The organism is Streptomyces sp. ALI-76-A (assembly GCF_030287445.1).
Taxonomy (GTDB): domain Bacteria; phylum Actinomycetota; class Actinomycetes; order Streptomycetales; family Streptomycetaceae; genus Streptomyces.
The window spans coordinates 4,094,746-4,107,356 of the sequence record NZ_JASVWB010000002.1 but is presented as its reverse complement, the minus strand read 5'-3'; the positions used below and the strand labels follow the sequence as shown (position 1 = coordinate 4,107,356).

Below are 12,611 nucleotides of genomic sequence, written 5' to 3'. Positions count from 1 at the left end.
CACACGACCCCCACCAGGCGGTGACATGGCCGTGACAGTGGTTGCGTAGAGTGACGGCATGCACCTACGGGGACGCGGGCTCAAGTTCACGGCGGTGGCGGCACTGGTGGTGCTGTCGCTCACCGGATTCTCTTCGGGGCGCGGTCACGGCAGCGGCCGCGGCGGCGACGGTGACGGCGGAGGCGGCGGGGGATGCAGCAGTTCCAGCCAGGACCACGACAGTTCGTCCTCCACGATGTCGGGTGGCGGCGGTACCTACCGCGACCACGACGATGACGACCACGACGACACCGGCAGTTCTTCCGGCGGTTCCTCCGGGAGCACCTCCGCCTCCGTGCGGGACGCCCGGGTCGAGCTGGTGAGCTGCGTGACGGAGGCCGACGACTACGCCACGGTCGAGGTCACCAACCCGAACTCCCACGGCTACTACTTCACCGTCACCGTCAGGTTCCTCGACGCCGGTTCCGGGCAGGTGGACGTGCGCAGCGTGGACGAGTTCGTCGCCGGGAACGACGCGGCGAAGGTGCGGGTGCCCGTGAGCCGGCCGGGTCTGGAGGCCCGGATCGACCGGTGCGCCCCCGACCCGTACGCGCCGGTGGAGTGACGGACGCTCAACGCACCCGGAACCTCCCGCCACGCCGCCCGGCGAACAGCTCCGTCTGCCGCTCGGCGGGCAGGTTCCCCAGCGAGATCAGATGCGGCGCCTGCGCGAACCCCTGCGTACGCGCCGCCTCCTTCGCCGCCCACAGCGCGCGGACGGTCCCCTGGGTGGCCTCGGCCGGATGCCCGGCGACGACGGCCGCGCAGGCGGTCGCCGCCGCCAACGCCCCGCCCGGCTCGGTGAGCTCGGAGACGAGCCCGAGGTCGTGGGCCCGCCGCGCGGAGATCCGCTCCGCCGTGCCCATCAGCGCCATCCGGGCGACCTCCCCGTAGGGCATCCGCTGCGCCATCAGCACCGACTCGTACGCGCTGACCATGCCGTACGTGGTGTGCGGATCGAAGAAGGTGGCGGTCGTGCCCGCGACGACGAACTCGGCCTCGCCGAGCAGATAGAAGGCGCCTCCGCACGCCATCCCCTCCACGGCCGCGACGACCGGCTTCCACAGGTCGTTGGCCTTCGGCCCGACGGTGAGCAGCGGATCGTCCTGCATGTAGGGCGAGTTCGGCTGCGGCACCACGGCGTCCCGGTCGATCCCGGTACAGAACGCCCGCTTCCCGGCCCCGGTGAGGACGACGGCCCGCACGGAGTCGTCGAACCGCAACTCGTGCCAGACCTGCCGGAGTTCCGCGGCCGTGGCGAGGTCGATGGCGTTGAGCCGCTCGGGCCGGTCGAGGGTGACGACGGTGACACCGCTGTCCTCGTCGGGTTCGATCCGGACGTTCACGGGCGGTCCAGGGTCCACTGGGGCAGCCCGGTCGCGCGGTCGAAGACGACCCGTACCCGGGCGCCGATGCGCAGGCTCCGCGGATCGACGGAGTCGAGACGGGCGCCGGCCCCGGCGACCAGGTTCCCCACCAGCCGGATGCGCGGGGCGTCGGCGAGCTCCACGAGCACGACGTTGTACGGCGCCTGCTCCGCGTACTCGGGCAGGAGCGGCGGATGCGGGACGACGTAGGACCAGACCCGGCCCAGCCCCGACACCGGACGCCACTCGCTCGCGAAGGACTGGCAGTACGGGCAGCAGGGGCGGGGCGGGAAGCGGAGCTCGCCGCAGTCGGCGCAGCCCTGGACGCGCAGCTCGCCCTGGGCGGCGTAGTGCCAGAAGGGGGCGCCGTCGGCGTCGGTGACGGGGGTCAGCATGGTTCGGGTCAACTCCTCAGGTCCGCAGCAGCAGGGCGGAGGTGGGGACGCCTTCCCCGGCGGTGACCAGACAGGTCGAGGCTCCCGGCACCTGCGCGGTGCTCGTCCCCCGCAGCTGCTTGACGCCCTCGTTGATCAGGTTGAAGCCGTGGACGTACGCCTCGCTGAGACCACCGCCCCCGGTGTTGAGCGGCAGTCGCCCGCCGGTCTCCAGGGCGCCGCCCTCGGTGAACGCCCCGCCCTCCCCCCGCCCGCAGAAGCCGTAGCCCTCCAGCGAGAGCGGCACGAGGGGGGTGAACGCGTCGTAGATCTGGGCGACGTCGACGTCCTGCGGGGTGAAGTCGGCGTGTTTCCACAGGTGTCGGGCGGCGGTCCAGGCGGGACCGGTGAGCGGGTCGTCGTTCCAGTAGTTGACCATGCCGTGGTGCTGGGCGGGCAGCCCCTGGGCGGCGGAGTGGACGTACACGGGGGCGTGCCGGCAGTCACGGGCACGCTCCCTGCTGACGAGCACGCAGGCCAGCGCCCCGTCCGTCTCGAGGCAGTTGTCGAAGAGGCACAGCGGCTCGCTGATCCAGCGGGCGGTCATGTACATCTCGCGGGTGAGGGGACGGTCGTACATGATCGCGGCGGGGTTCTGGTTGGCCCGGTTGCGGCAGGCGAGGGCGACGTTGAAGAGGTGGTCCCGGGTGGCGCCGGTCTGGTGCAGGTAGCGGCGGGCGAGCATGGCGATCTCGTCCACGGGCCGCAGGAGCCCGAACGGCCGGGTCCACTGGGCGGGCGTGGGGAGCTGCACGGTGGTGTTGGTCCACGGGCGGGGCCCGGACCCCCGCTTGCGTGACCGCCAGGCGACCCCGACCGTCGCCTGTCCGGTGGCGAGGGCGGCGGCGAGGTGCGCGACGGTGGCGCAGGAACCGCCGCCGCCGTAGGGGACGCGGCCGAAGTAGGTGAGGTCGCCGAAGCCGACCGCCTTCGCCAGCTCCACCTCGTCGGTCTCCTCCATGGTGTAGGAGGCGACGGCGTCGACCTCGCCGGGGGCGATCCCGGCGTCGTCGAGGGCGGCGAGGACGGCCCGGCAGGCGAGGGTCCTCTCGTCCTCCTCCAGCCGTCTGGCGAAGGCGGTCTGGCCGATGCCGACGATCGCGGTGGCGTCCTTGAGTCCGGCCATGCGGGGCGTACCTCCCGGGCGAGCGCGGCAGCTGACAGTCCGTCAGATTACAGCTAATCTGACGGGTAGTCAGCAAGTGGCGGGAGGCCGGTCGTGGGCGCAGACGTCGAGTGGGACAGCATCCCGGCCCTGGTCCGGTCGGCGGCCGAACGGTACGCGGACACCGAGGCGGTGGTGGACGGCCGGACCCGCGTCTCGTACGGCGACCTGGGCGCCCGGGTGGAGCGCGCGGCGGCGGCGTGCGTGGCGCACGGGGTGCGGGCGGGCGACCGGGTCGCCCTGTGGGCCCCGAACTCCCTCGACTGGATCGTCTCGGCCCTCGGCGCGGTGTCGGCGGGCGCGGTGCTGGTGCCGCTGAACACCCGCTTCAAGGGGGCGGAGGCGGCGGACGTGCTGGGCAGGAGCGGGGCGCGACTGCTCTTCGTGACGGGCACGTTCCTCGGCACGTCGTACGTGGCGTCGCTGCGCCGGGCGGCCGGGGAGGGGCCGGGGCCGGGCCCGCTGCCGGGACTGCCGGCCCTGCGCGAGGTGGTCGTCCTGTCCGACGACGCCCCGGCGGACTTCCGCACCTGGAAGGAGTTCCTGGCGGGCGGGGACGGGGTCGGGGCGGCGGAGGTACGGGCGAGGGCGTCGGCGGTCCGGCCGGATTCGCCCTCGGACATCGTCTTCACGTCCGGTACGACGGGCCGCCCCAAGGGTGCGGTGATCACCCACGCGCAGACCCTGCGGGCGTACGGGATCTGGACCGGCCTGGCGGGGCTGGCCCGGGGCGACCGGTACCTGATCGTGAACCCCTTCTTCCATACCTTCGGCTACAAGGCGGGGGTGCTCGCCTGCCTGATGCGGGGCGCGACGATGATCCCGCAGCCGGTGTTCAACGTGGACACGGCGCTGGCGAACATCGCGGCGGAGCGCGTGTCGGTGCTGCCGGGCCCGCCGACCCTGCACCAGTCCCTGCTGGACCACCCGGCCCGGGACGCGCACGACCTGTCGGCACTGCGGCTGGTGGTGACGGGGGCGGCGGTGGTCCCGCTGCGGCTGGTGGAACGCCTGCGGGGCGAACTGGGCGTGGACACGGTCCTCACGGCCTACGGCCTCTCGGAGGCGAGCGGCATCGTGACGATGTGCCGCCGCGGCGACGACCCCTCGGTGATCGCGTCGACGTCCGGCCGCGCGATCCCGGGCACGGAGGTGCGCGTGGTGGACGCCGCCGGCCGGCCGGTGCCGGCCGGCACCCCCGGCGAGGTCCTGGTCCGCGGCTTCAACGTCATGCGCGGCTACTACGAGGACGAGGCGGCCACCGCGGAGGTACTGGGACCGGACGGCTGGCTGCACACGGGCGACGTGGGCGTCCTGGATCCGGCCGGCAACCTCCGTATCACCGACCGGATCAAGGACATGTTCATCGTCGGCGGCTTCAACGCGTACCCGGCGGAGATAGAGCAACTCCTCGGCCTGCACCCGGACGTGGCCGACGTCGCGGTGGTCGGCGTCCCGGACGGCCGGCTGGGCGAGGTGGGCAGGGCGTACGTGGTCCGGCGCCCCGGCGCACTCCTCACGGCGGACGACCTGATCGCCTGGTCCCGCCGCGAGATGGCGAACTACAAGGTGCCGAGATCGGTGGAGTTCGTACGCGAACTGCCCCGCAACGCGAGCGGGAAGGTGGTCAAGGGGGAGCTGCGGGAGCGGTAGGGCGACGCGTCCCTCCCGGGCCGGCCCCCACACTCCCGGGCCGGCCCCGGCGCTCCCCGGACCGGCCCCGGCGCTCCCCGGACCGGCCCCGCACCTCCGGACCGGCCCCGGACACGCCTCGGCCGCGACGGCTCCCCCTCCGCGCCGCCGCGGCCGACCCCCGTGCGAGAAGCCCTACTTCGTCGGCTTGATGGGCTCCGACGTGGCGTGCATGTCCTTCGTCGTGATGGGCTCCGACGTGGCGTGCATGTCCTGGGTGGTCAGGTCACCGGCGGCGGTTGTGGTGTCGTCGGCCGCGGCCTCGGTTCCCGTCGTCCCGGTGGCGTGCATGTCCTGCGGCTTGATGACCGGCTCGTCGCTCATGTCCTGACTCCCGTTGGTTGTTCGTCTGTGGATCGGCAAGGGCCCGTCCGGTCACTCCCCCGTGGTGCCCGGACGAGCCTTCGTGGGCCGCTCACCCTAGTTCCTCAGTGCGAGACCCACTGCAGTGACCCGCCTGCCCCCCGACGCGACGGATCGACTAAGGAGAGAATGGAGCCCGCCGATAAACGAATGATGAACGGCCCGACCGGCGGTTCAGGCCGCCCGCACGGAGGTCAGCAGCTGCCGCACCGCGACGGCTTCGGAGGCGTCCAGGTCCTCGTAGATGCGCAGAGCCTCCCGCCAGCAGGCCTGGGCGCGATCCGTCTGGCCGATGCCGGTGAGGGCGTGGCCCAGAACGGTGAGGACGTTGCCGCGCCGCCATTCGCCCCCGATGCCGCGCAACACGGTGAGCGCCAGCTCGGAGTTGGTGGCCGCGCCGGCGTAGCGCTGCGCGGCGATGTCCACCTCGGCGAGACGGAAGAGGGTCATGCCTTCCCACAGGCGCTGGCGGCTCTCCCGGAACACCTCCAGCGCCTCCAGCAGCCTGCCGGTCGCCTGGTCGAGCTCCCCGCTCTGCGTGAGCGCCATTCCCAGGGCGTAGCGGCCGTTCGCACCCCGCATCGAGTTCCCCATGGCGTCGTAGATCTCGATGCCCTGCCGGGCCAGGGCCACGGCGCTCTGGGTCAGCCCGGTCGCCAGGCGGATGCGGGAGAGGTTGCAGAGTGCGCTGGCCTCGCCGGGGCGGTCGCCCAGCGTCCGGAAATGCCCGATGGCCTGCGAGAGGTGCTCCTCACCGTCCGCGTTGCGGTTCTGGTACAGCGCGATGATGCCGCGGGCGTTACGCGCCCAGCAGACCGGCAGAAGGTCGTCGGCCTCCCCGGCCAGGCGTATGACCTGCTCCGCTTCCTGGTCGGCCATGTCGAACCGGCCGCCGTCGACGTGCGCGTGGGTCAGGGTCATCAGGGCGCGCGCCTGGACCTGCGGTACGTCGACCTGCCGCGCGGCCTCCAGCAGTGCCCTCGCGGTGGCCTCGTACTCCCGGGAGTTGGCGCCCGACTCGGAGATGTCCAGGGCGGCCCACAGCAGGTCGATGGCCTGCCGGAGGGCGTGGGGCCTGCTGGTGCACTGCCGGGCGAACGCCAGCAGGCAGTGCGCCTCGGTGTACAGCCAGTCCCGTGCGGCCCGGCGGTCCGGGAACCGCAGCCCCGGGTACCGCGTCGGCGCCAGGTGGTCGACCAGCCGGTCCCCGGGCCGCTCGATCGCGTACACCCCCGCCGCCGTCGCCAGGTAGAAGTCCAGCAGCCGCGCGAGTGCCGCCGCCCGTTCGCCGGGCGGATCCTCGTCGCGTTCCGCGCACGCACGCGCGTAGAGCCGGACCAGGTCGTGGTACCGGTAGCGGCCGGGAGCCGCGGATTCCAGGAGCGAGGTGTCCACCAGGGACTCCAGCAGGTCCTCGGTCTCCTCCACCGGGAGGTCCAGCACCGCCGCGGCCGCCGCCAGGGAGATGTCCGGCCCGTCCGCGAGGCCGAGCAGCCGGAACGCCCGGGCCTGGGGCGGCTCCAGCTGGCCGTAGCCGAGTTCGAAGGTCGCCTTCACCGCCAGGTCACCGGCCTGGAGTTCGTCCAGCCGGCGCCGCTCGTCCGCCAGCTTCGCCGCGAGCACCGAGACCGTCCAGGTGCGCCGGGCGGCCAGTCGGGAGGCGGCGATGCGGATGGCCAGCGGCAGGAAGCCGCACGCCGCCACCACGTCCAGGGCCGCCTCCCGTTCCGACGCCACCCGCTCCTCGCCCACGATCTTCGTGAACAGGGCCAGCGCCTCGTCGGGCGACATGACGTCCAGGTCGACCAGATGGGCCCCGGCCAGGTCCACCATCCGCACCCGTGAGGTGACCAGCGCCGCGCAGCCCTCCGTGCCCGGCAGCAGGGGGCGTACCTGGGCCGCGTCCCGCGCGTTGTCCAGCAGGACCAGGACCCGGCGGCCGTCCAGCATCGAGCGGTACAGCGCCGCCCGCTCCTCCAGCGAGTCGGGGACCGCCGAGTCCGCCGTGCCCAGGGCACGCAGGAAGGACCCGAGGACCGTCTCCGGTTCGGCGGCCCGGGAGCCGGCGCCCTGGAGGTCGACGTACAGCTGCCCGTCCGGGAAGGCTCCCCGCGCCTGGTGGGCCACGTGCACCGCGAGCGTCGTCTTGCCCACGCCCCCGATCCCGGCCAGCGCGGACACCGCCATCACCCGGCCCTCGGCCGAGGCCAGCACCTCGCTCAGTTCGGCGACGAAGGCGGAGCGTCCCGTGAAGTCGGGAACGGTGGCAGGGAGTTGGGCCGGACGCACGGCCGCCACCGCGGGCTCGGCGACCGGCGCCGAGGGTTCCGCCAGGCCGGGGTCCGCCTGGAGGATGCGCTGCTGCAACTCCTTGAGTCCCGGGCGCGGGTCCACGCCCAGTTCGTCGGCGAGGAGCCGGCGGGTGTCGGCGTACACGGCCAGCGCCTCGGCCTGGCGACCGCTGCGGTACAGCGCCAGCATCAGCAGTTCGCGCAGGCGCTCCCGCAGAGGGTGTGCCGCCGTGAGAGCCGTGAGCTCGGAGATCGCCTCCGCGTGGCAGCCCTGCTCCAGGTCCATGTCCAGGCGCGTCTCCAGCAGTTGGAGGCGCCACTCCTCCAGGCGCACCCGCTGCGCCTCCGCGTACGGGCCCGGCACTCCCGCGAGCGCCTCCCCGTCCCACAGCGCCAGCGCCCGCCCGAGCACGTCCCGCGCGTGGCACAGGTCCCCGGAGTTCTTCGCCTTCTCCGCCTCGGTCGCCAGGTCCTGCACGACGGTCAGGTCCAGGGCGCCTTCGCCGAGGCCGCGCACCGCGTATCCGCCCGACTCGCTCACCAGGACCCCGGGGTCCAGCACCTTGCGCAGCCGGGAGGCGTACGTCCGGACCGCCGCCAGGGCCTGCGAGGGCGGCTCCTCGCCCCACAGGGCGTCGATCAGCTCGGCCGCGGTGGCGGTGCGGCCCTCGCGCAGCAGCAGGGCGGCCAGCAGCGCGCGCTGCTGGGGCGAGCCGGTGCTCAGCGGCTCCTCGCCGCGCCAGGCGCGCACCGGGCCGAGCACGCCGAAGCGCAGCGCCGGCTCCGGGGCGGAGCCGGGACGCCTCTGCTCCGGTACGCGCGGTACCTCCGGCACCTGCGGTACACCGTCCATTGCCGTCCCCCTAGAACACGTGAGCAACGACGCCAGTTTGCCTTGTTCATGGCAGATGCGTCAGCCGTGGGAGACGCCGATCACAGGGCGGCGCACAGGAGTCCACGAGGTCCTCACAGGATCAGCGCCCCGGTGCGGACGGATCCGGGTCCGGCCGAGCCCGGTGCGGGCGGCCGACGGACAGCTGACGATCCGTCAGATCGGCGCTACCGTGAGCGCCATGGACACCCACACCCCACTCCCGCCGATCATCTCCGTCGACGACCACACCGTGGAGCCCGCCACCGTCTGGCAGGACCGGCTCCCCGCGAAGTACGCGGACACCGGGCCCCGGATCGTCCGCGCGCCGCTGAAGGAGATGACCTTCCTCGGCGGCCGGTTCAAGCCGGTCATGGGCCGGCCGGGCGACGACGGCCCGGTGGGCGACTGGTGGGTCTACGAGGACCTGCACCGGCCCCTGACCCGCCTCGACACCGCCGTCGGCTACAGCAGGGACGAGATCAAGCTGGAGATCATCACCTACGAGCAGATGCGCCCCGGTTCCCACGACGTCCCGCAGCGCCTGGCCGACATGGACGTCAACCACGTCCAGTCCGCGCTCTGCTTCCCGACCTTCCCCCGCTTCTGCGGCCAGACCTTCACCGAGGCGAAGGACCGCGAGCTGGGCCTGCTGTGCGTGCGGGCCTACAACGACTGGATGGTGGAGGAGTGGTGCGGCCCCGAGGCCCACGGCCGGCTCATCCCCCTGACCCTGATCCCGCTCTGGGACGCCGAGCTGGCCGCCGCGGAGGTCCGGCGCAACGCGGCCCGCGGTGTCCGGGCCGTCGCCTTCTCCGAGATACCCCCGCACCTCGGCCTGCCCTCCGTGCACACCGACGAGTGGGACCCCTTCCTCGCCGCCTGTGACGAGACCGGCACGGTCGTCGCCATGCACATCGGCTCGTCCAGCCGTATGCCCTCCACCTCCGCCGACGCCCCGCCCGCCGTCGGCTCCACGATCACCTTCGCCAACTGCTGCTTCTCGATGGTCGACTGGCTGATGAGCGGCAAGTTCGAGCGCTTCCCGAACCTGCGGGTGATGTACGCGGAGGGCCAGATCGGCTGGATCCCGTACATTCTGGAGCGCGCCGACGTCGTCTGGGAGGAGAACCGCGGCTGGGGCGGCGTCACCGACAAGGTCCACCGCCCGCCGTCCGAACTGTTCGCCGAGCACGTCTACGGCTGCTTCTTCGACGACGCCTTCGGCCTCCGGAACCTCGACGCCATCGGCGTCGGCAACGTCCTGTACGAGACCGACTACCCCCACTCCGACTCCACCTGGCCCAAGTCCCGCGAGGTCGGCGAGGCCCAGATGGGCCACCTGGACCCGGACGCGGTGCGGCGCATCGTCCGGGGCAACGCCATCGACCTGCTGGGTCTCACCCCGGACGGGCTCTGGGGCGGCCCCGAGTGAGCGGGCCGGAACCCCGCCTGTCCTACGGCATCCAGCTGCCCGTCCAGTCCCAGAGCACCCTCTACGCCGAGCCGTGGGAGGCCGCCGCCGGTCCGGACGACCTCGTCGCGATCGCCCGGACCGCCGACCGGGCCGGATTCGCGTACGTCGCCTGCTGCGACCACGTCGCCATCCCGCGCCGGCTCGCGCCCGCCATGAGCACGGTCTGGTACGACCCGGTCGCCACCCTCGCCTTCCTGGCCGCCGCCACCGAGCGGGTCCGGCTGCTCAGCCACGTCGCGGTCGTCGGTCTGCGGCACCCGCTGCTCACCGCCAAGCAGTACGCCACCCTCGACCACCTCAGCGGCGGGCGGCTGGTCCTCGGGGTCGGGGCCGGGCACGTGCCGGAGGAGTTCGAGGCGCTCGGGGCCGACTTCCGGCGGCGCGGGGCCGTGCTCGACGAGACCCTCGACGCCCTGCGCGCCGCCCTCGGGCCCGACGAGTTCCCCGCACACCACGGCAAGCTGTACGACTTCCAGGACCTCGGCCAGCGCCCCCGTCCGGCCCAGGCCCGGGTGCCGCTGTGGGTCGGCGGCTCCTCGCCCGCCGCGGTCCGCCGGGCCGCGCTCAAGGGCGACGGCTGGCTGCCGCAGGGCGACCCGCGCGAGCGGCTGCCCGCACAGCTCGACCGGATCAGGGAACTGCGCGAGCGGCACGCCGTCCAGGGGCCCTTCGTGGTCGGTGCCATCACCGAGCCGCTCTACGTCGGCGCCCCCGCCTGGGACGTCGGCCGCAGGACCCTCACCGGCGGCCCGCAGCGGCTCGCCGAGTCGCTGCGCGCCTACCGCGCGATGGGCGTCCACCAGATCCAGGTCCGCTTCCGCAGCCGCAGCCGCGCGGAACTCACCGACCAGATGGCCGCGTTCGGCACCGAGACCGCCCCGCACCTCTGACCCGGACGGCACCGGACAGACCCGACAGGAGAGATCGCATGGGCAAGCTCGACGGACGTGTCGTCCTCGTCACCGGCGCGGCACGCGGACAGGGGGAGCAGGAGGCCCGGCTGTTCCGGGAGGAGGGTGCCGAGGTCGTCGTGGCGGACGTGCTGGACGGCCGGGGGCAGGACCTCGCCAAGGAGATCGGCGCGCTGTACGTGCGTCTCGACGTCGGCCGGGAGGACGACTGGCGGACCGCGCTGCGGGCGGTCACCGACGCGTACGGCCGCGTCGACGGACTCGTCAACAACGCCGGCATCCTGCGCTTCAACACCCTCGTCGACACGCCCCTCGCCGAGTTCATGCGGATCGTGCAGGTCAACCAGGTCGGGGTCTTCCTCGGCATCAAGACGGCCGGGCCCCTGATCGCCGCGGCCGGCGGCGGCACCATCGTCAACACCGCCTCCTACACGGGGATGACCGGCATGGCGTACGTGGGGGCGTACGCGGCCACCAAGCACGCGATCATCGGGCTCACCCGGGTGGCCGCGCTGGAGCTGGCGGGCCGGGGGGTGCGGGTGAACGCCGTGTGCCCGGGGGCCATCGACACCGCGATGAGCAATCCGGGCGGCGCCGACGAGGGGGCCACGGACGCGCTGTACCGCAAGCTCGTGCCGCTCGGCCGGATCGGCCGGCCGGAGGAGGTCGCCCGCCTCGCCCTCTTCCTCAGCTGCGAGGACTCCTCCTACATCACCGGGCAGCCGTTCGTGATCGACGGGGGGTGGCTGGCGGGCGTGACCATCAGCTGACGGGCCGTCAGCTATTGACGCTCCCGGTGGCCGGTGGAACAGTCGGAGCCATAAATCTGACGGACCGTCAGACGTGATCGTGGGGACGGTGACCTCCGTGGAATTCGGGCTCTTTGTACAGGGATACGTGGGCAAGCGCGCCGAGACCGACCCGCTGGCCGAGCACAAGGCGCTGATGGAGGAGACCGAGTACGTCATCCAGGCGGACCGGTCCGGCTTCAAGTACGCCTGGGCGTCCGAGCACCACTTCCTGGAGGAGTACTCGCACCTCTCCGCCAACGACGTCTTCCTCGGCTACCTCGCGCACGCCACCGAGCGGATCCACCTCGGCTCGGGCATCTTCAACCCGCTCGCCCAGGTCAACCACCCGGTGAAGGTCGCCGAGAAGGTCGCCATGCTCGACCATCTCACCGGCAACCGCTTCGAGTTCGGCAGCGGGCGGGGCGCCGGCTCGCACGAGATCCTCGGCTTCCTCCCCGGCATCACCGACATGAACCACACCAAGGAGATCTGGGAGGAGACCATCGCCGAGTTCCCCAGGATGTGGCTCCAGGACGAGTACGAGGGCTTCCAGGGCAAGCACTGGCAGCTCCCGCCGCGCAAGGTCCTCCCCAAGCCGTACGGGAAGGCCCACCCCGCGATGTGGTACGCCGCCGGGTCGCCGCCCTCGTACGCCATGGCCGCCCGCAAGGGGCTCGGGGTGCTCGGCTTCAGCGTGCAGAAGGTCTCCGACATGGAGTGGGTGCTGGAGCAGTACAAGACGGCGGTCGTGGACGCCGAGCCGGTCGGCGCCTTCGTCAACGACAACGTGATGGTGACGACCACGGCGATCTGCGCGCCGACGCACGAGGAGGCGGTACGGATCGCGGTGAACGGCGGGCTGCACTATCTGCCGTCGCTGGTGTTCCGGTACCACGACACGTTCCCCCGCCCCGAGGGGTTCCCGGTGTGGCCGGAGACCCTGCCCCCGTACACGGCGGAGTTCGTCGAGCTGCTCATCGAGGAGGAGCTGTTGATCTGCGGGGACCCGGACGAGGTGCTCACGCAGTGCAAGCGGTGGGAGCAGGCGGGGGCGGACCAGCTGAGCTTCGGGCTGCCGGTGGGGGTGCCGAAGGAGGAGACGTTGCAGACGATCCGGCTGATCGGGGAGCACGTGATTCCGAAGATCGACACGGATCCCGTGCATCGGACCTCCCGGTTCCGGGCCGCCGGGTAATCGCCGTCGCGGGGT

Annotated in this window: 11 protein-coding genes; 6 read left to right on the top strand and 5 right to left on the bottom strand. The window is 72.7% G+C overall.

What is annotated here, in order from left to right; all coding sequences use genetic code 11:
- Window positions 1–58 precede the first annotated feature (58 nt).
- Entirely contained in the window at window positions 59–604 is a 546-nt protein-coding gene (locus QQS16_RS19155) for a hypothetical protein (protein WP_286063056.1), read from the top strand.
- Between the two features lie 7 nt (window positions 605–611).
- On the opposite strand, the gene QQS16_RS19150 is transcribed toward QQS16_RS19155, so the two are convergent.
- From QQS16_RS19150 to QQS16_RS19140, 3 genes are read right to left on the bottom strand one after another with little or no spacing between them, the layout of a single operon-like run.
- Complete coding sequence (locus QQS16_RS19150) at window positions 612–1,385, bottom strand: enoyl-CoA hydratase/isomerase family protein (protein ID WP_286063055.1); 774 nt, start codon at window positions 1,383–1,385, stop codon at window positions 612–614.
- On the bottom strand, window positions 1,382–1,801 hold the full coding sequence (locus tag QQS16_RS19145) for a Zn-ribbon domain-containing OB-fold protein (protein ID WP_286063054.1): 420 nt from the start codon (window positions 1,799–1,801) through the stop codon (window positions 1,382–1,384). Before QQS16_RS19145 ends, QQS16_RS19150 begins: the two co-directional genes overlap by 4 nt.
- Before the next feature lie 16 nt (window positions 1,802–1,817).
- Window positions 1,818–2,966, bottom strand: a complete 1,149-nt coding sequence (locus tag QQS16_RS19140) for a lipid-transfer protein (RefSeq protein WP_286063053.1) — start codon at window positions 2,964–2,966, stop codon at window positions 1,818–1,820.
- Between the two features lie 93 nt (window positions 2,967–3,059).
- On the opposite strand from QQS16_RS19140, the gene QQS16_RS19135 reads away from it, so the two are divergent.
- Window positions 3,060–4,658 carry a FadD3 family acyl-CoA ligase gene (locus QQS16_RS19135; RefSeq protein WP_286063052.1) on the top strand — a complete coding sequence of 533 codons (1,599 nt, stop codon included), beginning with the start codon at window positions 3,060–3,062 and terminating at the stop codon, window positions 4,656–4,658.
- A gap of 174 nt (window positions 4,659–4,832) precedes the next feature.
- Here the strand turns inward: QQS16_RS19135 and QQS16_RS19130 are convergent, their stop codons facing one another.
- Together QQS16_RS19130 and afsR are read right to left on the bottom strand one after the other, a co-directional pair.
- Window positions 4,833–5,021 (bottom strand): hypothetical protein, encoded by a 189-nt coding sequence (locus QQS16_RS19130; RefSeq protein ID WP_286063051.1) that lies wholly within the window; start codon window positions 5,019–5,021, stop codon window positions 4,833–4,835.
- A 213-nt stretch (window positions 5,022–5,234) separates the two neighbouring features.
- The gene (gene afsR / locus QQS16_RS19125) at window positions 5,235–8,204 is read right to left on the bottom strand and encodes an SARP-family global regulator AfsR (protein ID WP_286063050.1); all 2,970 of its coding nucleotides are present in this window, start codon (window positions 8,202–8,204) and stop codon (window positions 5,235–5,237) included.
- A 220-nt stretch (window positions 8,205–8,424) separates the two neighbouring features.
- On the opposite strand from afsR, the gene QQS16_RS19120 reads away from it, so the two are divergent.
- From QQS16_RS19120 to QQS16_RS19105, 4 genes are all read left to right on the top strand, one after another.
- The gene (locus QQS16_RS19120; RefSeq protein WP_286063049.1) at window positions 8,425–9,657 is read left to right on the top strand and encodes an amidohydrolase family protein; all 1,233 of its coding nucleotides are present in this window, start codon (window positions 8,425–8,427) and stop codon (window positions 9,655–9,657) included.
- Window positions 9,654–10,589, top strand: a complete 936-nt coding sequence (locus QQS16_RS19115; RefSeq protein WP_286063048.1) for a TIGR03619 family F420-dependent LLM class oxidoreductase — start codon at window positions 9,654–9,656, stop codon at window positions 10,587–10,589. The genes QQS16_RS19120 and QQS16_RS19115 overlap by 4 nt, the downstream gene beginning before the upstream one ends.
- A gap of 38 nt (window positions 10,590–10,627) precedes the next feature.
- Window positions 10,628–11,380, top strand: a complete 753-nt coding sequence (locus tag QQS16_RS19110) for an SDR family NAD(P)-dependent oxidoreductase (RefSeq protein WP_286063047.1) — start codon at window positions 10,628–10,630, stop codon at window positions 11,378–11,380.
- Between the two features lie 97 nt (window positions 11,381–11,477).
- The gene (locus QQS16_RS19105) at window positions 11,478–12,596 is read left to right on the top strand and encodes an LLM class flavin-dependent oxidoreductase (RefSeq protein ID WP_353479730.1); all 1,119 of its coding nucleotides are present in this window, start codon (window positions 11,478–11,480) and stop codon (window positions 12,594–12,596) included.
- Window positions 12,597–12,611: the final 15 nt, after the last annotated feature.